Below are 23,394 nucleotides of genomic sequence, written 5' to 3'. Positions count from 1 at the left end.
TAAGAAATTCTTTAAGATATCTTCAAAGATCATTAAATAGAAATAACCTATTTTACTTACGATTCAAACTCACCCCATCAATAAATTCCTGCAGATTCTTCCGGTAATTAATTCCTATGGGGATTTTAACCGTTACTCCTTTCATGTAAATATTGTGGTTAGTTATCTTCTGGAGGTGATTTTTTGAGACTATAAATGAACGGTGCACTTTGATGAAATTTGGTAGATTAAGGACATTGAATTCGAATTTGCTCAATGAAAGGTAGGTGATGTGGAAGCTTGCAGTAGTGTATATCTTCAAATAGTTTTTATCACTTTCTACTGCAACCACATCATTGTAAGTGTTAATGACCCAATTGCGTTCATCATGAACATCTTTGATTGCAAAAAGACTGTTCATTGTTATTTTGGGTTTTTGTGCGTTAAGTGCTGACCGGGTTACTTTGTAAAAAGCCTGATTAAATCTGGATGGTTCGATGGGTTTGGAAAGATAGTCCAGACCATCCATGTCATAGGCTATGCGGGCGCATTCGTCCCGGTCTCCGGTAAAAATAATGAATTCAAAATTTGATCGCATGAGGTTAAACTGATCCTGGCCGTTCATGACAGAATCATTGATATTGATAAATGCGATATGACTGTAAACGGAAGCCGGAACGTTATAAATATTGGGATAACTGGCTGTCAGCTCAAGTTCATTGTGTACCGCAATTTGATTTTTAAGGAATTTAACCTCTTCATTGTGATCTGTAATTATAACACAAGTGTAAATCATATGGGATAATTTTTTATAGTTGATTAGTTATCCGTAGAACATCAAGGAATGTAAAGATATAGATATGACCATTAGGGGTAATAAAATTTTAGTATAAGAAATTGCTATTTTCGTCCCTGGTTTTTATATATTGGTATAAGCTCTTCGTCCTATTACGGAGAAATTTCCTAAAATGCTACAGATAATTTTTTAACCCTTATTTTCTAGCAGCTCTAAATTACACTCTTACCATGGACTTGGATCTTTACAGAAAACTTGACCTGCTTATTGCCATGGGCAACGCTGGTTCTGCGGAATTACTCGCAAAAAAACTTGACCTCGATGCGAGGCAGGTAAAACACATGATAGACGTCTTGAAAAATAGATATGATTGTCCTATTGCATTTTCAGTATCTCAAAAAAGCTACTATTATACTGAACCCGGACATTGTGTACTCAAATTCCAAAATTCGAAGATTGAGAAATTTTTAAAGGAAATTGAGTCTCTGGCCAGGAAGGTATTTGACTGATCCTTAAACTTCCGGGACAAAACCGGTCAGCAATTCACCGTCTCCATCGTAGTAATAGGTTTTGCGATGACTGTTGTAGCTGATAGGGCATTCCAATTCGTCTATCATGTAGATCAGAATTTCCAGCGCGAGGTTGATGTCGATTTCAAATTTATTTGCGAGGTCTTCAAGGGTACCGGTTGCTCCAACTTTTATGAAGTCATTGAACTGTTTGCAGTATGCAATTTGACTGTTGAAATCGAATTGGCAGAATTTGATGAACGCTTTTTTTTGTTCTTTCTTAGTCATTCCGGTTAGGAGGATTAAAATTCAGGTTTTTTTTAAAAAAAATGTCTAAAAGCATGCCACAAGAATCCGCTTACATATTTTTTGTCTAGTAAAATTTTTGTCTCTCTTTGATTACCGGAATGAGGTAATAAAAAATACCTTTTATAGTCTTTTCAGGACCCAAAATCATTTGGTTCAGCGGCCGGAAAATTATTTTAAAAAATATTTTGGTAGACAAACCGGCTGTCTACTGAACTTTTAAATTGGCTAAACAAATCCCCTAAAGATGTTTCAATATAAGGTCAAAGCTTATACGCTCACAGAAATTTTAGTGGTCCTGGTCATTATCGGGATCCTGGTATTATTGGCGCTGCCCAATTTGATGCCGCTCATCACCAAAGCCAAAACTACCGAAGCCAAGATGCAGCTGGAACATGCGCATCAGTTGGAAAAAGCTTATTTTTATGAACATAGTAAGTATTCGGGTAACTTGGCAGAGATTGGCTTTACGCAGGAGAAACTAACTACGGATGGGTCTGATGGCAAGGCCAATTACAGGCTGGAAGTGGTGTCCTCGACTGCAACGAATTTTATAGTAAAGGCGACGGCCGTTGTCGACTTTGACGGGGACGGCACCTTCAACGTCTGGGAGATAGACCAGGAAAAGAACCTTAAGGAAACCGTACAGGATTAATAGCTATGCTTTCCATCGTAATTAACCTCTCCATCCTGCTCATTTTAGCTGTAATGAGCATCCAGGATTTTAAATACCGGGCGATATCCTGGTATGCGTTCCCTGCGCTGGCCATATTCCTGATCATCGCCAATCCTGGTTTTAGTTGGGCCGAATGCCTGATGAACGCAGGTTTTATAATGGTTAACTATGTACTGGCTACGGTACTGATCAGCCTGAAAGACTGCAGGATGACCAATCTGATGAAAGCGCATATCGGGCCGGGTGACCTATTGATGCTGTTTTGTATAGCGGTATATTTCCCGACGCTCGTCTTTTTCTTGTTTTATCTTTTGAGCCTGATCCTGATTGCAATTGGTGCCGGCATCTACATGGCCTGGTACAAACCTCAGGGGTATACAGTGCCATTGGCGGGCCTGCAAAGCGCAATGCTTTTGATGCTGATTTTAACAGCGTGGATCACCGGGCTGCAGATCAGCAATACTTCGTGGATTGAAAATTACCTGTTATGAAAGAGCTGGATGAAATGACAATAGCGACCGGGCTGCTGCACGAACTGACCACTGAACAGGCCTGGCATTACCGCATATTTCCTTTTGGAGAGTTGAACGGTGTGCTTCAGTTGTATTGCGATGAGGATCAGGATCGTGATGGCCTGCAGGATGAGCTGGAGATTTTACTCGGCAGGCAGGTGTTTTTGGAAGCCCGTCCGGCTGCGGTATTGTCGAGGCTGCTGAACCAGTACTACCTCCGGGAAAATGCGATAACAGGGACAGAAAACTTAAGTCATGAGCCGTCATCTGATGATTTCCTGCAAAAACTGATCTCCGAAGCGCGGAAACTCAAAAGTAGTGATATCCACATTGAAACTTATGAAGAGAAATGCCGGGTAAGGATCCGTATTGACGGGATGCTGATCGAGCGTTACCTGCTGAGCAGGCTGGAATACCCGGCCATCATCAACAGGATCAAGATCCTGGCTAACCTGGACATTGCTGAAAAGCGATTGCCACAGGATGGCAGGATCACTTTTAAGAGCATTTTAAACGGCACGGAGCAATTTGACATCAGGGTATCGGTACTGCCCACTTTGCACGGCGAAAAAGTGGTTTTGAGATTACTGAACAATGACGCGACCAATATTGATCTTTTCAAGCTTGGCCTTTCAGAGACTGATCTGCGCAATTATTTGGAGGGTGTAAAGCGGCCCAACGGTATTGTGCTGATCAGCGGCCCTACGGGATCAGGTAAAACAACTACCCTGTATGCTACGCTCAAACTGCTCAACAAGAGTACCCGGAACATCCTGACTATTGAAGATCCGATAGAGTATACACTGGAAGGGATCAATCAGGTGCAGTTAAAGGAAAGCATCGGGCTCAGCTTTGCTTCCGCCCTGCGTACTTTCTTGCGCCAGGACCCGGATGTGATCATGGTCGGGGAGATCCGTGACCCGGAGACGGCAAATATGGCCATGCGGGCGGCGTTGACAGGACACCTGGTACTGTCGACAATCCATACCAATTCTGCATGGGGGACGATATCCAGATTGACGGACATGGGCATTCCTGCTTTTTTGGTAGCAAATACACTGAATACTTCTGTTGCCCAAAGGCTGGTACGTTTGCTTTGTCCGCATTGTAAGGCTGCCTCGCCAATGAAAGAGGCTATGTATCCGCAGAGCTTTAAGGCTTATTATCCGGTTGATGAGCAATATATAGCTATGGGCTGTGACCAGTGCTATTTTACCGGTTATAAGGGCCGCAAGGCGGTGTATGAGGTGATCCCGCTGGACAGGGAGCTTTCTGCCCTGGTGAAGGCCGGGGATATGAATGTCGATGGGATGCTAAAAGAAAAAGGGATCGGCACTTTGAGCGCCAACGCCTTTGACCTGTTTGCCGCCGGAGAGACCTCCATTGAAGAAATTTATCCTTTGTTACTGAATTGATATGAAGAAATTGATATATAATGTTAGCTCGTCATGCCGAACGAGAGCAGCGAGGAGGGATCTCTTGTCTGTGCTATTCAAGAGATCTCTCCTGCGTCGAGATGACGAGTGCATTAATAAATGGTGTCTGATTAGGACAACTGCCCTGCTACTGTTCCTCAGCCTTTCGCTTCCTTCTTTTGCGCAGCAAAGCAAGCAGGAGCGTATGGATGCGCTGGAGAAAAAGCTGGTCGGTCTGTCGGCATTTGTACCGGGGCTGAAACAAAAGGTGCAGGTAGGACTGTCCGGGGTTTCGATCCAGGAGTTTTTAAGGGCTGTGGCCCAGTCCAATCAGCTCAACATCAATGTGGACCCGATGCTGAACATCAAAGTAAGCAGCAACGTGACCAATGAGAATGCGCTGAATATCCTGATGTTCCTGGCCAAAAACTATGACCTGGAGATCAATGTGATCGGATCCATTATCACTGTAGCGCAATACAATCCGCCGGTGGTTAAGCCCAGCTTTGTGCCCAAAGACATTCCGGTGAAGTACAATGCTGCGACAGGTACATTGTCGCTTGAACTGAACAACGACAGCCTGGTGAACGTAGCACGTAAGATCAGCCGCTTATCGGGCAAGAACATCGTAGTGCCTTTTGCCCTGAACGGTAAAATGGTGACCGGTTTCTTTAATGAGGCGCCTTTTGAAACCGCACTGGAAAAGCTGGCTTATGCCAATGAACTGAAAATGTCGAAAACCAGCGACCAGGTGTTTGTTTTTCAACCTTTGGCGGAGGGAGAAGAACTGTACATCAATTCGGATAAAAACACGGATGTGCGCAAAAGCATGAAGCCTTCGCAGCAGGGTGCCGGAGGGAATGGTGCTGCTGGCGGATTTAATATCGACAAGAAAGGAAAGCTGTTGAACATTAATGCGGTAAATACCCCGATCATTGACCTGGTGAAATCGGCGGCAACAGAAACCGGCGCCAATTATTTCCTGTATTCTGACCTGAAAGGAAATATCAGTACGAAGGTAAATGACATGAGCTTTGACAACTTTTTGACTGCCATGTTCAATGGCACGGATTATACTTACAAAGTAGAAAATGGGATCTACCTGATCGGCGACAGGAAACTGGAAGGGCTGCGGAGGAATAAGGTGTTGCAGCTGCAGTACCGGTCCATCGATACCATCATGATGATGATCCCTAATGAGCTGAAAAAAGGGCTGGAGATCAAGGAGTTTAAAGAACAGAATACTTTATTGCTTTCGGGCGCGTCACCGCAGATCGCGGAGATCGAAGCTTATATTAAAGAACTGGATAAGCTGGTGCCTATGGTGCTGATCGAGGTGACCTTGCTGGACATCAGGAAGGGACATACCATAAAAACGGGTATAACAGCTGGTCTGGCTGATTCTGTGGTGAGAACTAAGGGGCAGGTGCTTTCCGGAATAGACATGACGCTCGGGGCGGGTTCTATCAATGACCTGCTGGGCAGGATCGGGAGCAACAGTGTATTTAATATAGGAAAAGTCACACCCAATTTTTATGTAAAGCTGAATGCCCTGGAGGCCAATGACAACGCCGAGATCAGGCAGGTGCCTAAACTGGCGACACTGAACGGTCATACGGCGAACCTGAGCATCGGTACCACCAGGTATTATGTGACCAAGACACAAAACGTTTTTTCCTCAGTAAATACCCAAACTGTATTTACCGAGCAGTTCAATAAGGTGGATGCGAACCTGGCCATCGCGATCAGTCCGCTGGTGTCGGGGGATGACCAGGTTACTCTTAAGATCAGGGTGGAAATCTCAGATTTCATAGGTACACCACCTGCCAATGCTCCCCCGCCGACTTCTACAAGCAAGTTTGAGTCCATCATCAGGGCACACAATGAAGACATGATCGTACTGGGCGGCATGGAGCGGACAGAGAAAAGCGAGGCGGGAAGTGGTGTGCCTTTGCTGTCGCGGATACCGGTTATCAAGTGGCTGTTTAGCAGCAGGGAACGCACAAAGAGCAAAGTGATCACGCTTGTTTTTATTAAACCGACTATAATTTATCAGTAGATGCTGGACAGGATCAGGGGATGGTTTGAATTGGGTACGCTTATCGGGGCTGAGATCAGGCTGGGTCAGGATGGTACGGAATCTGTGCAGGCTTGCACTCTGCAGATTTCCGGGGACCGGATGACTGTGAAAGATCAGCATACCGGGTTAAAAAACATAACGCATTTTGCCAAACATTATAAACCGGGCCCGCTTGCGGTTTGCCTGACCGGTAAAGGTATTCTGACTAAGCAGATTCAGCCAATTGCTGTTGCCAGCGAGCAGGTGATCAGTCAGGTACTGCCAAACGCCAATGCAGCTGATTTTTATTTTCAACTGGAGCAAAGGGACGGGCATGCTGTTGTCTCTTTAGTGAGGAGACCGGTAGCGGATGATCTGATCAAAGAACTGACAGCTCTGGGCTTCCAGGTGATCTGTTTAAGTCTTGGTGCTTTAAGAAACGGGCAGGCGACCAGTAATCTGAAACCCGAATTGATGCCTGCTTATGACAGCGCATTCCAGGTTTTACTTAAACAGGAGTTGACCGGTGTGGATCATGCAGCGCTGAATGAAAACAGGCTGCAGGCATTTGCCAGAGCAAAAGTGGGGGGCATTGCCGCGGTGTTTGGCTGCGTGATGCTGGTATTGCTGGTGATTAATTTTTTTATGTTCAGCCACTATGAAGCTGAGGCGGGCAGGCTCTCGCTCAAAAGAAACCGGAGCGGGATGCAGGTAAAGAAATTCCAGCAGATGGAATCAGATATCCAGCAAAAGACCTCGCTGATCACCAGTGCAGGCTGGGCAGGCGGCTATCCGTATTCCTGGCTTACCGGCCAGCTGATGGCCGGCCGGCCATCAGCGGTGGCCATTACACAATTTAGCATCAATCCGCTGAAAATACAGAGCGGAGCTACCAGTACAGCGGAAATATATGAAACGGGAAAGATCAGGGTAAGCGGGACCTGCGATCAGGCGGCTACTTTAAACAATTGGCTGCAGGAAGTCCGGGCAAAGGAATGGGTAAAGGATTGCGGCATCCTTAACTATGAGTTGAACAGGGAAAGCGGGAAAGGACAGTTTACGATTGATATTGAAATCAGCGATTATGAAGGATAGCAAACTAAATTTCAGGCTGCTGTTAAAGCTGATCGCCCCTCTGATGCTGCTGTTTTGTGTTGCGGCTTACCAGCTTGCTTTTAAAAAGACCTGGGAAAGTTATAAGGTTTATAAAGAACTTGAGGATGTAGCCCGGGATGCGGAAGACCTGAGCATCAGCCCGGCTTATTCTGCTGCCCGTGAATCAGGCATTGATGCTTTGTACAAGCGCTACCTGGTAGATACGTTAAGCTGGAAAAACCAGTTGTGGAACCAGTGCGCGGTACTTTCCCAAAGGTACGACTGCTCGGTCCAGGGATTCCCGGCCTGGCGGCCAGTGGCCTATGGATCGACGTCAATGTTAAGGCAGGAAGTTGTTTTTAACGGAAGTTTTCATAACCTGCTGCGGCTGCAATATGCCCTGGATACCATGCGGAATGTGGGCTTAACAGGTAGCCTGAGCTACATCAAAAAAGAAAGAGATCTGCAGACCAGTTTGAAACTGCAGTTGCTGGGTTTGCAAAAGGAGCAAAAATAAATAATCATCATTATGTTGAAAAAGAACTTATACACTATTTGTTTCCTGACGCTGCTGCTCGCGGTAATGGGCGGCTGTAAGGATTTCATAGAGCCGTCACTGGAAAACCGGGAGGTCATTTTAAAAGCGCCGGCTAATGGGACTGAAAGTAATAAATACCAGGTGGGGTTCTGGTGGGAACCGGTAACCGATGCGTTAAGGTACAGGCTGCAGGTGGTTACGCCGGACTTTGAAGCCGCGGTTTCATTGGTAAAAGATACGCTGATCGAAGGAAGGAATAAATTTGAAATGACATTGGATCCGGGTAAATACCAGTGGCGGCTGCGGGCTGAGAACGGGAGCAGTGTTTCGAAATATTTTTCCGCTGGCTTTATCATCCACGAATCCTCACTTGCAGAACAAAGGGTTACCCTAATCGCGCCTGGCTCAGGTTTCCTTACAACCGGAGCGAATGTGTCGCTGAGCTGGAACAAGCTGTTTGGTGCAACCCAATACCTGCTGCAGATCGATACGGAGAATTTCCAGGACGAGACCAGGCTTGTGTTCAACCAGGCCATCAGTGGTGACCTGTACCTGTTTAATTTTCCGAAGGATGGCACTTATCAGTGGCGGATGCGGGCAGAGAATGACACCGAAACTTCCAAATGGTCGGAGACGCGGATCATGACCAGTGATAAAACGCCCCCTGGAATTCCGTCGCCCCAGACTCCGGTGAAAGGCGCCCAGGTGATCCAGCCGGTTTCCATCAGTTGGTCCGCGGTGCCTACAGCGAAGAAATATAAACTCTACCTGTATAAAAGTGATGGGGTGACCAGTTATCCCGGATCTCCGCTGGTACTGAACACAAACAGTTATGCTTTCAATATAGCCCAGCAGGGTGAGCTGGTCTACTGGAAGGTATTGGCAATAGATGAAGTAGGAAATGAAGGCCTGGTCAGCGAATTGATGAATTTTAGTATACAGTAATCAGGGTATGAAATCTAAACCGCTCGTTTATCTATTGGGGTTTTTGGTGCTCTGTATCTGGGGAGTGATCGTTTACAGAGTCTTTCTGTCTGTGCGTGAGAAAGGGAGCGACCGGCTGCAGCTGGCCAGCACCGGGAAGATCAATAAGGTCCCTGTACCAAAGCTGTATCCAGATACTTTTAAACTGCTGCTGAATTATCCGGATCCTTTCACAGGTGCCCTGGCAAAGATGCCTGATACTGCCGGGATAAAGAACCTTGTGGGCAAGACGACGGTACCGGGAGCAGCTCCGGTGCAGGCCCCAGATCCGGTGCTGCAAATGAAATACCTGGGTTTTGTGGCCGATGGCAGGGGCAACCGGCGCGTAGCCATCATGAGTTATCAAGGCGCTGAAATGATGATGCATGAAAGCGACACGCTGAAGGGAGTTAAAATAATGGTGATAAAAAAGGATGGGGTGCTGGTGAGGTATCATGGAAAGACAACTTTAATCAAAACAGAATAGTATGAAGCGGGAAGTAAGTGTATTGTTATGTGTTTTAATGCTGGCATCATGCAAGCCTGTGGAACTGAAGCAAATTGACCTGATGAAAAGAAGGGTGGCCATACAAAGGGAGACCACGACGGTCAGGGCTGAGCTGCAGGATGAAGGAATGCTGATCCTGCCGAAGATGGAAAATACCTACTATTGGTTTGAAAAAGGAACCATCAACAGTTCCCAGGGAGCTTATTCAGGAAAAGTTTTGCACGGGCAGTTCAGGGTGTATGACAGAACGACCAAACAGGTGCTGGAATCAGGTAAATTCAGGAAGGGTTTGAAAAATGGACGCTGGCTGCTATGGAACAGTACCGGTTTGCTGAAGCGGCGTGAAATCTACAATGACGGAAACTTGGCTGGAATGACTATTAACTACGATAGTCTAGGGAAACCGGCTGATACTTTAAAGTATAAAAATGGAGTTCTGGTAATAAAAAAGCTGTCGGCTGTCGATACCAGTGGTTTCATTTCAAAAGTGAAAAGATTTTTTAAAGGGAAGAACAAATGATCCGCGCATCCGCCTTATATATCTCCCTGATTGTGTCCATACTGATCGTACTGGTCTGCGGGTCTATGCTGCTCATTGGTTTTACTTACAGGATGCAGGAACGGAAACAGGAAAGGGCGCAATTGCTCCGTGAGAATGTGGCCTCCGCCATGCTGATCCTCATGCAGCAGGACTTTAAAGCAGATACTGCGCAGCAGCTGAGTTTATACGGAAAAGAAAAGGACAGCGTATCGCTGGAAAAGAAAGCCTGGGGAATCTATGAACTGGGCCTGGCTGCAAGCTGGATCAATGCGGACACCCTCAGGAAAGCTTTTTTGATCGGGACACCACTAACCGATAGTTTGAAAGTGCTGTACCTGGCAGATGAGGACCGTCCGATGTCCATCACCGGTAAAAGCCTCATCAAAGGAACTGCTTACCTGCCGAAATCGGGAATAAAAGCAGCTTATGTAGAGTCATCAGGTTATGCAGATAAGACGCTCGTCTATGGTGCAACCAGGGATAGTGAACGCGATATGCCGGCACCGGATGCGGGCTTGCTGAAAAGCCTTGAAGATTTGCCGGCGTTTGCATCTGATGCGGACCGCTTGCAGGACACTGTAGAAAATTCATTTTTCAACCCGGTAAGAAGACTGCATGTGGAAAAGGATGATGTGTTTGTTTCCGGCTTTAAGGCAAAGGGGCATGTGATCATTTCTTCGGATAGCATGCTGGTGGTAGATAAGGACTGCATGCTGGACGGGGTGATCCTTGTCGCTCCATATGTGAAAATTGAGGATAATTTTAGCGGCAGGTTACAGGTTGTCGCAACGGATTCAATTGCTGTGGGCAATGAGGTAAAACTAAGCTATCCTTCGGCGTTGCTGGTGCTGAAAAATGACACGGCTAAACACCAGGTGAAAATTGCGGTAGGCAGGAAATCGGTCATTGAGGGGGCTTTGTTTGCCTGGGAAAAAGAAAGAAGTGTGCTGATGCCCCTGATCCAGGTTGGGGAAGAGGCGGTGATCAAGGGCGAAGTCTGGTCCAAAGGCTATGTCGCGCTGAGCAAAACGGCAAGGGTAAACGGCTCTGTTTCGGCCATCAGGCTGATGGCCAGGGTTGCTTCTGCTATTTATGAGAATTACCTGATCGATGTGAAGCTGGATAAAACCGCTTTGCCCAAATATTACCTGAGTTCAGAGTTATTGAATAAACAAGTTAAAAGCGGGAGGTTGCTGTGTTGGGTAAACTGAAGCGCCATAAAATCAAATCTGCTACGATCATGGAAACCATTGCGGCTATGCTGATCCTGATGATCAGTTTTTCGGCCGGGATGGTGATCTATAACAACATTCTGGGCGCCGGTGTGAATGACCTGGCTATGCACAGTGGTTTGGAAGCGGAATTTATAGCCGACAGCCTGATCAGAAGCGGAAATATGGAAGCACAGCAATTGTCCAGATCAGGATTGGTTTATGAAGTAAAATATACTGCTGATCAGCGGAATCCTGGTTTAGTGATCATGAGTGTAGTCTGCAGGGACGAACATAAAAAACAGCTTGCTGAAAATGTAAGGCTAATAGAATCAGATGGAAAAGGACAGGATTAAGGCATTTACGCTGATTGAGCTGGTGCTGGCGATGATGCTGGCGGCTATTGTCATGGGCATGGCTTACAGTGCTTTCACGGTCTTCACCAGGGTGTACGGAAGGTTTCACAGCAAGAACCTGGCCCATGCTGATGTACAATTGTTCAGGCAGGTATTGCAGTCGGATATGGAAAAGGCTGCACTGATAGAACTGCGTGAGGGGCAGCTGAATTTTAAAGATCCGCTGTCTTCGGAAGCTTTGAGCTATTCATTTGGAACGGATTATTTGGTCAGGACACACCATTCCGTTGCGGATACTTTTAAAATGAAGCGGCTGATCTTGCTGTCTTCATTTGAGAATTCTTCGGTTTCTGAGGGCATAGCTGACCGTTTGGTATTCAGGTTCGAACATGAGGGTGCCCCGGTGACAATGACTGCGGCAAAGGTGTATACATCGGCTGATTTATTTAATTACCAGGATTCGCTATGGAGACGATAGACATTTCAAAATACAGAAAACAGCAGAAGGGTGCTGTGAAAGGCGAGGCTGCTGCCGGTTCTAAGCTGATGGAACTGCTGTCCAAAGACATCAGTTTTGGAGGGAACGGGCTGAACGATCAGAAGAAAGATCATTTCTTTTTTGAACTGAGTACGCTGCTGGAATCGGGCATTGATCTGAAGAATAGCCTGGATCTGGTAACCCTGGAAAGTTTAAAGGACAAGCACCTGGGAATATACAGGGAGATCAAAGTTAAGGTCATAGCAGGTTTGTCGCTGGCCCAGGCGGTAAAGGATACGGGCAAGTTTTCTGACTATGATTACTTCAGCATCCAGATCGGTGAGGAAACGGGGAACCTGGCTGAAGTGCTCAAAGACCTTGCTTTGTTCTATAAGCGGAAAGTGGGGCAGCGCAGAAAGATCCTGAGTGCATTGACTTATCCTGCCATCGTGCTTTCTACCTCGGCCGGTGCCGTGTTTTTCATGCTCAGGTTTGTAGTGCCGATGTTTAGTGATGTGTTCAAGCGTTTCGGCGGGAAACTGCCCTGGATGACCGAGATGGTGATCAGGGCATCGAAGCTGATGGATGCGTTGTTCCTGCCTGTTGTGGTGCTTACCGCAGTGGTGGTTTACCTGCTTTATACTTACAGGAAACATGAACGGTTCAGAAGCATATCGAGTGCGTTGGTGTTAAAAATCCCATTGGTGAGGGAGCTGGTGATCAAGATCTACCTGGCGCGTTTTTGCAATACGATGCGTCTGCTGATCAGCACGAAGATCCCGTTACTCAGGGCGATCAGCATGTCCAGGCAGACGATCGGGTTTTATCCGATGGAGGTTTCTCTGAAGCAGGTGGAGCAGGGGATCATGGAAGGTAAGTCGCTGCATGTGAGTCTGTCTTCGTTTTCGATTTATCCGCCTAAAATGATCCAGCTGGTCAAGGTGGGTGAGGAGATCAATAAGCTGGATTATTTCTTTGAGAACATAAGCAGCCAGTATGTGCAGGAGGTGGAGTACCAGACCGGGACGATCAGTAAGCTGATAGAACCGCTGATCATTATTTTCCTGGGGTTGGTAGTCGGTTTTATTCTGATCTCTATGTATCTGCCGATGTTCCAGATGAGTAATGGTTTTTAACCCTATTGATATATCATATAATATTCCCCTAAATAAACTAACTAGCATGAGTTTAATTGACACTTTCAAAAGGCTTGAAAACCTTAACCACCACATCAGGAACAAAAGTACAGGCTCAAGGGCCGAACTAGCAACCAAAATGGAAATTTCTGTTTCCACATTGCAGGATTACATCAATTTTATGAAGGAGGTACTGAATGCTCCGATTGAGTATGACCATCATCGCAGAACCTATTTTTTTAAGCAAGATGGCAGCTTTGATTTTAGGTTTCAAGCTCGTGTAGAGCGTATTGTAGAACTGGAATTTTATGATTACCTGCAGAAATTTCTTGCGGAAAAGAATTTAAAGATGAGGGATAAGCTGGGTGGGGACGAGGCCTAGAATCCGGGTGTAAAAATAGCACACTCATGAGTGCTGTAAAAATGATATTTGAATAGGGACGCAGGTTAAAAAATGTATTTCACGTGTCTTAAAGGTAGAAAATGTTTTTTTTGATAAAAATGAGGGAGTGCAGAATGGCTGTACTCCGGTGTTTTAAATTGCTTTCGAAATAGATAGCAATGAAGAAATTAACCTCAATCTCGAAACACCTGGCTGGGTTGGCACTGATAGTGACTGGTCAGTTGGATTATTCACTTATGCAGGGGTCTTTTCTGAAAACACAAGGGAATGGAGTGTTGGCCCAAACGATAGAAATGTTGTTGTCTGGAAATCCAGTCCAGCAGGTGATGGTAACAATCTAGAAAGAATGGGGTTGGACTGGGCGAAATGAACAAGAAGCTGTTGCAAAAATTGAGGAGCTGACCCTTCATCTAATCCAGCTAAATAAAATTGTAGACGAACAATCAAAGAAAATTAAACAATTGGAAACAAATAATAAATAATGTGATGAAAAGAATTTTGCTAATCTGCTTTTTCTTTGCCAGCGTAGTTTGTCAAGCACAGACTTATGAAGCATTGAATTACAGCTTAAACGCTACTCCGGTCAATGGAGTGAATATCAGGACTAATCTTCCTTATACTAATGCGAGCCAAATGGTGACCTTAAATATAGAGGGCTATAATTATGGGGCGGCAGAGACTATATCCTTAAGTGCAGTTTATTACATCTACAATGGCGCTTTTATACAGCACTCTATTTCTTCTGCGGGAGGCTATACTCCTGAAGTCTGGCTGTCAAATAATAGCGGTTTTGTAAATGTTTTTATTAACGATAAATCCCCTTTCCAAAGGTTTAAGGTAACTGCTTTCGCAAAGGGAATAACTGAGCAAGCGGCGTGGTTTCAGGGATGGACAGCAGCAGATGAAGTTATGCAAGGTACTAATGCAGTTAACCTGGTTTACAAAAATAAGTTTAAGGGGACTTTGACTAATCTTGGAAATACACTCTTGTTAGGCAATGTTGGAGTGGGGACAAGTTCCCCAACTGAAAAGCTATCTGTAAAGGGCAAGATCAGGGCTCAGGAGGTTAAAGTGGAAATGGCGAACTGGGCAGATTTCGTTTTTGCGAAAGACTACATGTTACCTACACTTCAGGAAACAGAAAAGCATATTAAAGAGAAAGGTCATTTGCCTGGGATTCCTTCTGCTGAGGAAGTGGAGAAGAACGGGATAGAGTTGGGTGATATGAATAAGAAACTACTGCAAAAGATCGAAGAGCTGACGCTGTATGTAATAGAGTTAAATAGAGAAATCGAACAATTGAAAAATAAATGATTATGAAACGGAATTGCGTTCTCCTCGGATTTTTGATGCTTTCTAATTTTGCATTCTCGCAAACAAATGTTCTGAATACTACGGGTAATGTGGGTATTGGGACGCTAAGTCCATCTGAAAAGCTTGAGGTATCGGGTAATATCCTGATTAGCGGATCGAGCAATCCTTTTATTCAGATAGCAGGAGGCACTTCGGGTACCGGCGGTTATTTTCAAGGGTCAAAACAAGCTGGCAGTGCTGCCGGATACGGTGCGTGGGTTAACCACAACGCTTATTGGGACGGCACTAATTTTATTCAACCGAGAGGTACTTTGTCAAGCAGCTTATTTTCTTCAAATTTTCATTTAGGCTTCATTTGGCAATATGCCGCCGCCGGCGGTGTAAATGGGGCAATTATTCAGCCTGTAGAACGTATGAGGTTAAACGCATCTGGCAGGCTTGGATTAGGTACTGGTTCAATAATTTCTGCAAAATTTCATATCGTAGATGCGGCACAGCAGTTGAGGTTGGGCTATGATGATGCCAACTACAATGCTTTTACAATTGGCTCCAATGGTAGCTTAACAATTGCATCCTATGGAACAAATCCCAACGTCTCGATACTTAATGCAAATGTAGGAATAGGAACTTCTTTACCATCGGAAAAACTTTCTGTAAAAGGGAAGATCAGGGCTCAGGAAGTTAAAGTGGAAATGGCCAATTGGTCGGATTTTGTATTTGCCAATGACTATGTATTACCGTCCCTTCAGGAAACAGAAAAGCACATTAAAGAAAAGGGTCATTTACCGGGGATTCCTTCTGCTGCGGAAGTGGAGAAGAATGGGATTGAGCTAGGTGATATGAATAAGAAGTTGCTGCAAAAGATTGAGGAGCTGACACTGTATTTAATTGAAAAAGATAAAAAAATACAAGCAATGGAGCAACGGATAAATAAGATTGAGCAAAACCATAAATAATTCGGTAATGATGAAAAGAACACTTTCAGCATTTGTAGATTCGCTTCAAATTGTGCAGTAATTAATTTGAAAATGTACACTTAGATAATTTTAAGCGTATTATATACATTTTTTCGTGACCTGCCTGTTGTGCTAATCTTGAATTCAGGGTGCAGCGAAGCGCTAATGGTCAAATTTAGGAGGCTGACGGATCTGCTTGGATAATAGGCATGCCAGTCGAGAAACTACAAAGGCTGTTCATTTTTCATTGCCTATTGTGATTTCAAGAATTCAGAGTGTGAAAATAGCACACTGGTAGTGAGCAAATTGATTTTTCGAAGACAAACTCCTTCATATTTTTCTAGCAAAATGCCGCTTATTTTGTTGGAAATCCCCATTTAAATTTATTTTCAGAAAAATGAGGGAGTGCAGAATGGCTGTACTCCGGTGTTTTAATTTGCTTTCGAAATAAACGGCAATGTGGATGAATCTTCATTGCTAAAATTTAGAAAGCCATGAAATTAACTTCAATCTCAAAATGCCTGGTTGGGCTGGCACTGATAGTGACCGCGCATCTGGAGACTCAAGCACAAAATTTATTGGATATGACCGGGTGGACGGTTGGTTCAGGGACAAGTGGTATTTTTAACATTGCAGGATCTTCCACTGAGAGTGTAAGGGAATGGGGTACAGGTCCTGACGGGAAGAATGTAGTTGTATGGAAAGCTATACCATCTGGTAATAGTAGTAATGACGGCGGCTGGAATACACAGACATTCCCAGTGATTCATACTAATAAGTACAGATATACGATCTGGCTAAAGAAATCCAATTCTGCCAATGGTTCCTCTTATTTTGGCTGCGGTACCATATCGACGCTTGCAGGAGTCACCAGTTCAAATCCTTATTTCTGGGCAGGAGATCTTCCTTTACTAAATAAATGGTATTTGCTGGTTGCCTATATCCATGGTAGCAACGATACATCTACAGTACACGAAGGTGGGATTTATGATGGTGCGACGGGATCGAAGGTAAGGAGTATTGCCGATTTCAAATTCTTGCCTACAGCTGTTTCCAATTATCACCGGACTTTTCTGAACAACGATACGGCATTAAATGACCGTCAGTTTTTCTATTCTCCAAGGGTCGATGTGGTAAATGGCAACGAGCCTACACTTGCAGCACTGCTTGGACTCCAGCCTGGTTATGATAATCAAGCATATTTTTCTGGTAAGGTCGGCATAAAAACAACTGTTCCGGGCGACTATGATCTCGCAGTTAAAGGGAAAGTAAGGGCACAGGAAGTAAAAGTGGAAATGGCCAATTGGCCGGACTTTGTTTTTGCGAAGGACTATGCCTTGCCTATGTTGCAGGAAACAGAGAAACACATCAAAGAGAAAGGTCATTTGCCGGGTATTTCTTCTGCGGCGGAGGTAGAGAAGAATGGAATTGAGCTAGGGGATATAAACAAGAAGTTGTTGCAGAAGATCGAGGAGCTAACATTGTATATAATTCAATTGAATAAAAGGGTAACTGAGCTGGAAGGTATTAAATCGTCTAATTAAACTTCGTTATGGTAAAATCATCTTTATTCCTCTTATCATTCATGGCATGCCTTATTCAGGTAGCTATAGGTCAAACATTTACGCCTGTGGGAAATGCTTCTTATATCGGATTGGATAAAAATCTTTTGTTCAATGCGGCGCATAGATATCAGGTAACGCAGACCGGGACCAGGCAGTATAATTTACCGGGCCTGTTCAATGGTTCTTTTCAGGTCGAATATATTACCGGGTTTGATGGAAATGCTGAAAATGAGGTTGTCATAGAGATAGCTGGCTTGCCTTCGGTTCACGTACAGGTTGGGGCTTTTGTAGGCTTTACAGCCAGGGCCCTTCCACCTAAAAGATTCAAAATAGAAGGCTATGATGTTTATTTGGGCCTTAATGAATGGAGAACTATCGCTGATGTTGCTAACAATACCAATTCAACTTTTATTGCGGCAACTCCTAAGGGGGTTTTTACAAAATTAAGATATACGCTTCTTGAAAGTACACAGTCAACTGGTACCTATGCTGGGTATGTAGGCTTGTCTGAGATATTCTTTGTACACAATGAAGCGGCAAAGGCATATGATGGGTTGATGGTCCAGTATGGTAGCAACGGTAATGTGGGGATCGGTACCAATTCGGCTACGGAGAAGCTTTCTGTAAAAGGCAAGATCAGGGCGCAGGAAATCAAGGTGGAAATGGCCAACTGGGCGGACTTTGTTTTTGCGAAAGACTACATATTGCCAACACTCCAGGAAACCGAAAAGCATATTAAGGAGAAAGGTCATTTGCCGGGGATTCCTTCGGCTACTGAAGTGGAGAATAACGGGATTGAGCTGGGCGATATGAATAAGAAGTTGCTACAGAAGATTGAGGAGCTGACGCTGTATTTGATTCGATTGAATAAAGTGGTTAATGAGCAATCAAAGGAAATTCAAGAGTTAAAAGGGAGTCAAAAATAGACAGTTATGAAGATATTATTAGTTACCTGCTTTTTGTTAGTTGGTGAGATATGTTATGGACAAACTTATGAAGCGTTAAGCTATCATAAAAACAGTTCGCCCGTAAATGGGGTGAACATACATACAAATCTGCCGTATAACGGCACACAAATGGTGAATTTGCATTTTCAGGGGTATAGTTATGGCTCGTCAGAGACAATTTCTTTTGATATCGTATACTATATCTTCAATGACAGTTTTGTCAGTTCATCAATTTCTTCAGCGGGTTCATATACTCCGGAAGTATGGTTGACTAATAATGCGGGCCTGGTTAACATATTTATTGATGACAGGGTTTATTACCAGCGGTTTAAGATAACTGCATTCGTTAAAGGGTTGTCTGAACAAGCTACATGGTTTAGTGGCTGGACTGCTATGGATGAACCTATGCAGGGAACAAATACTAAGCAACTGGTATATAAAAATAAGTTTAAGGGTACCGTAACTAATCTTGGAAATACTTTTTTGACTGGCGATGTCGGTATTGGTACAACTAATACTCAAGGGCATAAGTTGGCAGTTAATGGTAAGATCAGAGCTCAAGAAATTAAGGTCGAGCTCGCTAATTGGCCGGATTTTGTATTTAGCAGGTCTTATAAGCTTCCAACTCTTCAGGAAACAGAAAGTCATATTAAAGAGAAAGGTCATTTGCCAGGCATTCCCTCTGCTGCGGAAGTGGAGAAGAATGGGATTGAACTTGGCGACATGAATAAAAAACTCCTGCAAAAGATAGAGGAGCTGACGCTGTATTTGATTGAAAAGGACAAACAATTAAATGAAGAACGAAAATTAAATAAAGAACAAGATGAACGGTTAAAAAAAGTCGAATTGCTCATAAAAAAATAATTAAAAAGCTATGAAAAGATTGATAACGCCGCTATTGATACTTGTTATGACCGGGGGAGTGTCCGCACAGGATAGTAATATTCTTATCTCTTTGGGCGGACCAGGTTATGGCATAAAAATAAAAAACAATTTTCCGGGGGTAACCTCTGGATTTGCAAGAGCCTTTACACTTAGTAATGAAGATGGAACTAATGATTTTATCGCATTGGGCGTATATGGAAGTGCCGAAAACGGAATTAGTACACCTAACTATGCTTATCTAGGACGAGCTTACAATAATACATATATGGTGTTTAGACCCAATGGAAATATTGGTATTGGGACAATTAATCCGACAGAAAAGCTTTCTGTTAAAGGGAAAATTAGGGCGCAGGAAGTAAAAGTTGAAATGGCGAATTGGGCTGATTTTGTCTTTGCTAACGATTATGTATTGCCCACACTTCAGGAAACGGAAAGTCATATTAAAGAGAAAGGTCATTTGCCAGGCATTCCCTCTGCTGCGGAAGTGGAGAAGAATGGGATTGAACTTGGCGACATGAATAAAAAACTCCTGCAAAAGATAGAGGAGCTGACGCTGTATTTGATTGAGCAGAAAAAGGAAATCCAAACACTAAATAGTAAGGTTGAAAACCTTCAGAAAAACCAAAAACGCTATTAATCTAGTTAATATGAATATAAAATTCTATCTCTCGTTCATTCTTATTGTTTTGGGGGTGAACCTGCAAAGCCAAGGGCAAATATCTTACAATAAGCGTGCTATGGGTGCTGTTGGAAATGCACCGAAAGTGGCAGATTATTTAAATGATGCCAGTTTAGATAATGTTGATATGTCTACCGGCACCTTGAAAGTCGGAATCCCTCTTTATGAGATTAAAGTGAATGACATCACGGTCCCTATAAGTATTAATTATACGGCTTTGGGATTGAAAGTTGGACAGGAGGCAGGAGCGCCGGGGATGGGTTGGGAATTAAACGCTGGCGGTAAGATTATAACCAATTTGCAGGGAAAAGCAGATTTCGGAGGTGGTATGAATAGCAGCAACGGCATCCCTTTTGATATTAATGCCAATCCGAGTATTTATGATCCATTTAACCAGCATAAGTCGTACACCAGAGATGTAGTGGAAGGAAAAACGGATGCGGCCTGGGATACCTATTCATATAGCCTGCCGACAGGCGCGGGTACCTATACGCAGAATGGACTTACATTTCCATACGATCCATTGTTAACAATCGACCACCCGAACAAGAAAATAAAAACTACAGATGGCATTGTGTATAGCTTTTCTTCTGGAGACTACAAGCAGTCTAAAAGAAGATCTTATTATAGTAATCAGCCTCAGCCTATGTATATCGGGGATCCCAATTTCGCAGCTGACCCTCAAACCTCCACGTGGTTTGATTATGATCTTTCACAAATTGTTTCAGCCAAGTTTAAAGATACTGTAAAATTTGAGTATGAATCAATAATGGATACGGCGAGACTTTCGAAAAAAACAAGAATATCAACGTCGGAATCTATCCCTTTTAATCGTCAAATATCGCCTTCAGGGCTTTGGGGAGGGGCTTATGAGGATCCGAATAGCAAGTATTACAGAATAGGGGAGCCGTTGATCTCGCAATCGAAAACGGAATATTTGGCCCATACCCGTATTAAAGCAATTACCTATCCAAATGGAAGAGTAGCATTTGCTTACGGGGATAACGATATTATGGGAAGGGATTTGTTGACGACAGTAAGAATCTATCAAGTCGTTAATGGGGTTACCATCACACTGAAACGATATGAATTTGAATATGATGAAACTGATGTAACTTATGGACTTTATCTTAAGGCCATACACATATATGATGGTAATGATGTCAAAATGAACTACTGGGGTTTTACTTATAACGGGAAGATGCCTGTTGCACAGAATGTTCAAAGCAAGGCTCAGGACAGGTGGGGATTCTACAACGGAAAAATACAGAATAAAACGCTTCTCGAACACCCGGACAGCGTGTATGCTTTGCGGGTCAAGAAACACTATCCGATAGCAGAATCGATGTATAATCTTTGGTCAAAGTATATACGTTATTCAAGGCAGGAAGCAATAGCGTACTACGGTATGAATTCTGGTAATATTGTAAACGGGGTGATGACCTATATGATTGACTTTGCTGACAGGCAGTTTTTATTCAACGAGGCGTTAAAAGGGACTTTGACTAAAATCAAGACTCCTAGTGGTTCTACAGTAACATACGAGTACGAACCTCATAAGTATTATTTTACCGATTACCCTAATAATAGTTATACTACGAAGTATGCTGCGGGTGGCGGAATCAGGATAAAATCAATCACAAAATCGACAGGAAAATTTGTTTTATACCAGAGTTATCTTGGGGGCACAGTTAGTAAAAAGAGATTTGTTTATGGTGAGGGTTCATATTGGGGCTATGGTGGGCCAATTGAAGCATCCGGATATGGCAATGTAACCATACCGGGGAGTGTGATAAAAACAATAGCCACTTATTACAATTCGAGTGGAAATTCTTTCACGGACTATAATAACCTGATGTTATTGTCCCATCCTGTTAATAATCTGACACAGTACGCTGGTAGCTACGGCATGTACAATGTTGTCACAGAATATACGGAAGAAGGTGATGCGGGGTTGAATTACGGTAAGACAGTCTATTATAATAATGTTGCCTTATTTGAGAAAGCACCGGACCGGCCATGGCAACCTAATGGTTATGAAACCATGGAAGATATTGGTGTTCCCTCCTCGCCTGTAAATCCTGGTGTGCAGAAAGAACAGATAATCGGTGTTATGGGAATAAAAAAGTATGCTTTTAACAAAAATACTGCAGAATATAAGCTTATTGAAGATACCAAATACGATTTTAAGAGCTTTAGCGCGCCACTTAATGCACAGACCAAATTCATTTCTTTCTTTTGTGCGCTGGGAGGCCAACTGTCTGGGCCATTGCCATCTTATACGGCGGATGCGACGTGTTATGATCTGCCAGTTGCGAACCCCGATGCACAATCACAGTATTTGTATAATCAACTGGGTGGTGGTATGGATTATTTCACCCGCGCAAATATTACGGGAGAGGGAAATACACCAAATTATCCTGGTAAATATGCATATAGTTTTGTAGATCTGGCTACGCTTGCGAATTGCATCAAAAAGGAAAAGGAGACGGTAACGCTTTATTCTGAAAGCGGATATAACACGGTGGAGACAAAGTATTATTATGATAACCCTGACCACTTACTGGCGACAAGAATTACAAGTATGAATTCGAAAGGAGATTCAACTATTAACCATATTAAATATCCGCTTGATTACCCCAGTGCTTCTTATCCGCTTAGTTTTCTTAAGAATAACAGGCTCTCGCTATCAGAACCTGTGGAAGAGGTTTCGACTTATAAGATCGGAGCTACCCAGTATGTAAAGCAAGGAACTGTGAACATGTTTAAGGTTGAAAATGATATAGTGTATAACGATAGGGTTTATAGTTTGAAGATTCCAGGAAGCGTGGTTTACAATGGCGGGTTGTATTACAATAGTTCCACAAATACGGTAGATAATAACCTTTTCAAACAACAGGTGAGCTATGACAGCTATGTTAAAGGTAATGTGACAAGGTACACCGAATCCAATGGGTCAAGCACTGGATTCATATGGGGGCACAACAATCAATATGCAATTGCAAAGATAAATAATGTGAGTGCCGGGGGTTACAACCCGAATGACGACGCGTCTTTTACCAATTTTGAAAGTGGTGATAAAGGTAACTGGACATATGCGGGTGTACCGTTATCAGACCTGTTGAGTCCGTTTGGCAAGAAAGTCTACGCGCTTACTTCTGGTGCAATCACAAAAACGAGCGCAACTTCAGCGGGTAAATACATTCTGTCTTATTGGTATAAAAACGGGGCGACCGTGAATGTCAGTGGTGCTACTGTTGGAGCGGCCGTGATAAAAAACACCAGGGCAGACTGGACACTGGCGGAAAGGGAAATAACTTATACGTCGGGTACGCTAACCATATCAGGGACGGGCAATATTGATGAGCTTCGACTTCATCCTTTTGATGCGCAAATGACTACCTATACTTATGATCCGCTCATCGGGTTAAAGTCTACCATTGATCCGAAAGGAAAGATCCAATACTATGAATATGATGACTTCCAGCGACTTAAACTAATCAGGGACCAGGATGGCAATATTGTGAAAGGTTATCGGTATTACAAAGGTACGTCCAACAACTAAGG

The 23,394-nt window shown here is 43.7% G+C and carries 24 protein-coding genes; 22 read left to right on the top strand and 2 right to left on the bottom strand.

The window, feature by feature from the left end:
- Positions 1–52 precede the first annotated feature (52 nt).
- The gene (locus QEP08_RS19030; protein WP_285060262.1) at positions 53–775 is read right to left on the bottom strand and encodes a LytR/AlgR family response regulator transcription factor; all 723 of its coding nucleotides are present in this window, start codon (positions 773–775) and stop codon (positions 53–55) included.
- Positions 776–1,005: 230 nt separating this feature from the next.
- On the opposite strand from QEP08_RS19030, the gene QEP08_RS19025 reads away from it, so the two are divergent.
- The gene (locus QEP08_RS19025; RefSeq protein WP_285060261.1) at positions 1,006–1,284 is read left to right on the top strand and encodes a hypothetical protein; all 279 of its coding nucleotides are present in this window, start codon (positions 1,006–1,008) and stop codon (positions 1,282–1,284) included.
- Positions 1,285–1,287: 3 nt separating this feature from the next.
- On the opposite strand, the gene QEP08_RS19020 is transcribed toward QEP08_RS19025, so the two are convergent.
- Entirely contained in the window at positions 1,288–1,572 is a 285-nt protein-coding gene (locus QEP08_RS19020; RefSeq protein ID WP_285060260.1) for a hypothetical protein, read from the bottom strand.
- 265 nt (positions 1,573–1,837) lie between these two features.
- Between QEP08_RS19020 and QEP08_RS19015 the strand changes: the two genes are divergently transcribed.
- The 21 genes from QEP08_RS19015 (at position 1,838) to QEP08_RS18915 (ending at position 23,392) form a co-directional block, all read left to right on the top strand.
- Complete coding sequence (locus QEP08_RS19015; RefSeq protein ID WP_285060259.1) at positions 1,838–2,245, top strand: type IV pilin protein; 408 nt, start codon at positions 1,838–1,840, stop codon at positions 2,243–2,245.
- 5 nt (positions 2,246–2,250) lie between these two features.
- Positions 2,251–2,757, top strand: a complete 507-nt coding sequence (locus QEP08_RS19010) for a hypothetical protein (RefSeq protein WP_285060258.1) — start codon at positions 2,251–2,253, stop codon at positions 2,755–2,757.
- Positions 2,754–4,193, top strand: a complete 1,440-nt coding sequence (locus QEP08_RS19005) for a GspE/PulE family protein (protein WP_285060257.1) — start codon at positions 2,754–2,756, stop codon at positions 4,191–4,193. The genes QEP08_RS19010 and QEP08_RS19005 overlap by 4 nt, the downstream gene beginning before the upstream one ends.
- 1 nt (position 4,194) lies before the next feature.
- Positions 4,195–6,252, top strand: coding sequence for a secretin and TonB N-terminal domain-containing protein (locus QEP08_RS19000; protein ID WP_285060256.1), 2,058 nt, complete (start codon positions 4,195–4,197; stop codon positions 6,250–6,252).
- Complete coding sequence (locus tag QEP08_RS18995; protein ID WP_285060255.1) at positions 6,253–7,347, top strand: hypothetical protein; 1,095 nt, start codon at positions 6,253–6,255, stop codon at positions 7,345–7,347.
- Complete coding sequence (locus tag QEP08_RS18990) at positions 7,337–7,864, top strand: hypothetical protein (RefSeq protein ID WP_285060254.1); 528 nt, start codon at positions 7,337–7,339, stop codon at positions 7,862–7,864. Before QEP08_RS18995 ends, QEP08_RS18990 begins: the two co-directional genes overlap by 11 nt.
- Before the next feature lie 12 nt (positions 7,865–7,876).
- Entirely contained in the window at positions 7,877–8,830 is a 954-nt protein-coding gene (locus QEP08_RS18985; protein ID WP_285060253.1) for a fibronectin type III domain-containing protein, read from the top strand.
- A gap of 7 nt (positions 8,831–8,837) precedes the next feature.
- Complete coding sequence (locus tag QEP08_RS18980) at positions 8,838–9,335, top strand: hypothetical protein (protein ID WP_285060252.1); 498 nt, start codon at positions 8,838–8,840, stop codon at positions 9,333–9,335.
- Position 9,336: 1 nt separating this feature from the next.
- Positions 9,337–9,876, top strand: a complete 540-nt coding sequence (locus QEP08_RS18975) for a toxin-antitoxin system YwqK family antitoxin (RefSeq protein WP_285060251.1) — start codon at positions 9,337–9,339, stop codon at positions 9,874–9,876.
- Positions 9,873–11,108 (top strand): hypothetical protein, encoded by a 1,236-nt coding sequence (locus QEP08_RS18970; protein WP_285060250.1) that lies wholly within the window; start codon positions 9,873–9,875, stop codon positions 11,106–11,108. Before QEP08_RS18975 ends, QEP08_RS18970 begins: the two co-directional genes overlap by 4 nt.
- 29 nt (positions 11,109–11,137) lie before the next feature.
- On the top strand, positions 11,138–11,464 hold the full coding sequence (locus tag QEP08_RS18965) for a hypothetical protein (protein WP_285060248.1): 327 nt from the start codon (positions 11,138–11,140) through the stop codon (positions 11,462–11,464).
- Positions 11,445–11,942 (top strand): PulJ/GspJ family protein, encoded by a 498-nt coding sequence (locus QEP08_RS18960; protein WP_285060247.1) that lies wholly within the window; start codon positions 11,445–11,447, stop codon positions 11,940–11,942. Before QEP08_RS18965 ends, QEP08_RS18960 begins: the two co-directional genes overlap by 20 nt.
- The gene (locus tag QEP08_RS18955; protein WP_285060246.1) at positions 11,930–13,078 is read left to right on the top strand and encodes a type II secretion system F family protein; all 1,149 of its coding nucleotides are present in this window, start codon (positions 11,930–11,932) and stop codon (positions 13,076–13,078) included. Before QEP08_RS18960 ends, QEP08_RS18955 begins: the two co-directional genes overlap by 13 nt.
- 46 nt (positions 13,079–13,124) lie before the next feature.
- Complete coding sequence (locus QEP08_RS18950; protein WP_285060245.1) at positions 13,125–13,460, top strand: hypothetical protein; 336 nt, start codon at positions 13,125–13,127, stop codon at positions 13,458–13,460.
- A gap of 507 nt (positions 13,461–13,967) precedes the next feature.
- A complete protein-coding gene (locus QEP08_RS18945) occupies positions 13,968–14,795 on the top strand; it encodes a hypothetical protein (protein WP_285060244.1) in 828 nt (275 codons plus the stop codon).
- Positions 14,796–14,797: 2 nt separating this feature from the next.
- On the top strand, positions 14,798–15,751 hold the full coding sequence (locus QEP08_RS18940; RefSeq protein ID WP_285060242.1) for a hypothetical protein: 954 nt from the start codon (positions 14,798–14,800) through the stop codon (positions 15,749–15,751).
- 494 nt (positions 15,752–16,245) lie between these two features.
- Positions 16,246–17,295 (top strand): tail fiber protein, encoded by a 1,050-nt coding sequence (locus QEP08_RS18935; protein ID WP_285060241.1) that lies wholly within the window; start codon positions 16,246–16,248, stop codon positions 17,293–17,295.
- 41 nt (positions 17,296–17,336) lie between these two features.
- Positions 17,337–18,242 (top strand): hypothetical protein, encoded by a 906-nt coding sequence (locus QEP08_RS18930; RefSeq protein ID WP_285060240.1) that lies wholly within the window; start codon positions 17,337–17,339, stop codon positions 18,240–18,242.
- Positions 18,243–18,248: 6 nt separating this feature from the next.
- The gene (locus tag QEP08_RS18925) at positions 18,249–19,127 is read left to right on the top strand and encodes a hypothetical protein (RefSeq protein WP_285060238.1); all 879 of its coding nucleotides are present in this window, start codon (positions 18,249–18,251) and stop codon (positions 19,125–19,127) included.
- A gap of 10 nt (positions 19,128–19,137) precedes the next feature.
- A complete protein-coding gene (locus QEP08_RS18920) occupies positions 19,138–19,785 on the top strand; it encodes a hypothetical protein (RefSeq protein WP_285060236.1) in 648 nt (215 codons plus the stop codon).
- A gap of 10 nt (positions 19,786–19,795) precedes the next feature.
- Positions 19,796–23,392: a hypothetical protein gene (locus tag QEP08_RS18915; protein WP_285060235.1), complete on the top strand. Its 3,597-nt coding sequence runs from the start codon at positions 19,796–19,798 to the stop codon at positions 23,390–23,392.
- Positions 23,393–23,394 lie beyond the last annotated feature (2 nt).

The organism is Pedobacter ginsengisoli, assembly GCF_030244015.1.
Taxonomy (GTDB): domain Bacteria; phylum Bacteroidota; class Bacteroidia; order Sphingobacteriales; family Sphingobacteriaceae; genus Pedobacter; species Pedobacter ginsengisoli.
The sequence above is the reverse complement of the archived record's forward strand: the minus strand, read 5'-3'. Positions and strand labels throughout refer to the sequence as shown.

Bases quoted from the DNA above. Each gene is read 5' to 3' on its own strand.
- QEP08_RS18970 (WP_285060250.1), top strand. From the start codon at position 9,873: ATGATCCGCGCATCCGCCTTATATATCTCCCTGATTGTGTCCATACTG.
- QEP08_RS18945 (WP_285060244.1), top strand. From the start codon at position 13,968: ATGAAAAGAATTTTGCTAATCTGCTTTTTCTTTGCCAGCGTAGTTTGT.
- QEP08_RS18915 (WP_285060235.1), top strand. From the start codon at position 19,796: ATGAATATAAAATTCTATCTCTCGTTCATTCTTATTGTTTTGGGGGTG.
- QEP08_RS18965 (WP_285060248.1), top strand. From the start codon at position 11,138: ATGGAAACCATTGCGGCTATGCTGATCCTGATGATCAGTTTTTCGGCC.
- QEP08_RS19025 (WP_285060261.1), top strand. From the start codon at position 1,006: ATGGACTTGGATCTTTACAGAAAACTTGACCTGCTTATTGCCATGGGC.
- QEP08_RS18955 (WP_285060246.1), top strand. From the start codon at position 11,930: ATGGAGACGATAGACATTTCAAAATACAGAAAACAGCAGAAGGGTGCT.
- QEP08_RS18985 (WP_285060253.1), top strand. From the start codon at position 7,877: ATGTTGAAAAAGAACTTATACACTATTTGTTTCCTGACGCTGCTGCTC.
- QEP08_RS18940 (WP_285060242.1), top strand. From the start codon at position 14,798: ATGAAACGGAATTGCGTTCTCCTCGGATTTTTGATGCTTTCTAATTTT.
- QEP08_RS18980 (WP_285060252.1), top strand. From the start codon at position 8,838: ATGAAATCTAAACCGCTCGTTTATCTATTGGGGTTTTTGGTGCTCTGT.
- QEP08_RS19005 (WP_285060257.1), top strand. From the start codon at position 2,754: ATGAAAGAGCTGGATGAAATGACAATAGCGACCGGGCTGCTGCACGAA.
- QEP08_RS18990 (WP_285060254.1), top strand. From the start codon at position 7,337: ATGAAGGATAGCAAACTAAATTTCAGGCTGCTGTTAAAGCTGATCGCC.
- QEP08_RS19010 (WP_285060258.1), top strand. From the start codon at position 2,251: ATGCTTTCCATCGTAATTAACCTCTCCATCCTGCTCATTTTAGCTGTA.
- QEP08_RS18920 (WP_285060236.1), top strand. From the start codon at position 19,138: ATGAAAAGATTGATAACGCCGCTATTGATACTTGTTATGACCGGGGGA.
- QEP08_RS18995 (WP_285060255.1), top strand. From the start codon at position 6,253: ATGCTGGACAGGATCAGGGGATGGTTTGAATTGGGTACGCTTATCGGG.
- QEP08_RS18925 (WP_285060238.1), top strand. From the start codon at position 18,249: ATGAAGATATTATTAGTTACCTGCTTTTTGTTAGTTGGTGAGATATGT.
- QEP08_RS18960 (WP_285060247.1), top strand. From the start codon at position 11,445: ATGGAAAAGGACAGGATTAAGGCATTTACGCTGATTGAGCTGGTGCTG.
- QEP08_RS19015 (WP_285060259.1), top strand. From the start codon at position 1,838: ATGTTTCAATATAAGGTCAAAGCTTATACGCTCACAGAAATTTTAGTG.
- QEP08_RS18950 (WP_285060245.1), top strand. From the start codon at position 13,125: ATGAGTTTAATTGACACTTTCAAAAGGCTTGAAAACCTTAACCACCAC.
- QEP08_RS18930 (WP_285060240.1), top strand. From the start codon at position 17,337: ATGGCATGCCTTATTCAGGTAGCTATAGGTCAAACATTTACGCCTGTG.
- QEP08_RS18935 (WP_285060241.1), top strand. From the start codon at position 16,246: ATGAAATTAACTTCAATCTCAAAATGCCTGGTTGGGCTGGCACTGATA.
- QEP08_RS18975 (WP_285060251.1), top strand. From the start codon at position 9,337: ATGAAGCGGGAAGTAAGTGTATTGTTATGTGTTTTAATGCTGGCATCA.
- QEP08_RS19000 (WP_285060256.1), top strand. From the start codon at position 4,195: ATGAAGAAATTGATATATAATGTTAGCTCGTCATGCCGAACGAGAGCA.
- QEP08_RS19020 (WP_285060260.1), bottom strand. From the start codon at position 1,572: ATGACTAAGAAAGAACAAAAAAAAGCGTTCATCAAATTCTGCCAATTC.
- QEP08_RS19030 (WP_285060262.1), bottom strand. From the start codon at position 775: ATGATTTACACTTGTGTTATAATTACAGATCACAATGAAGAGGTTAAA.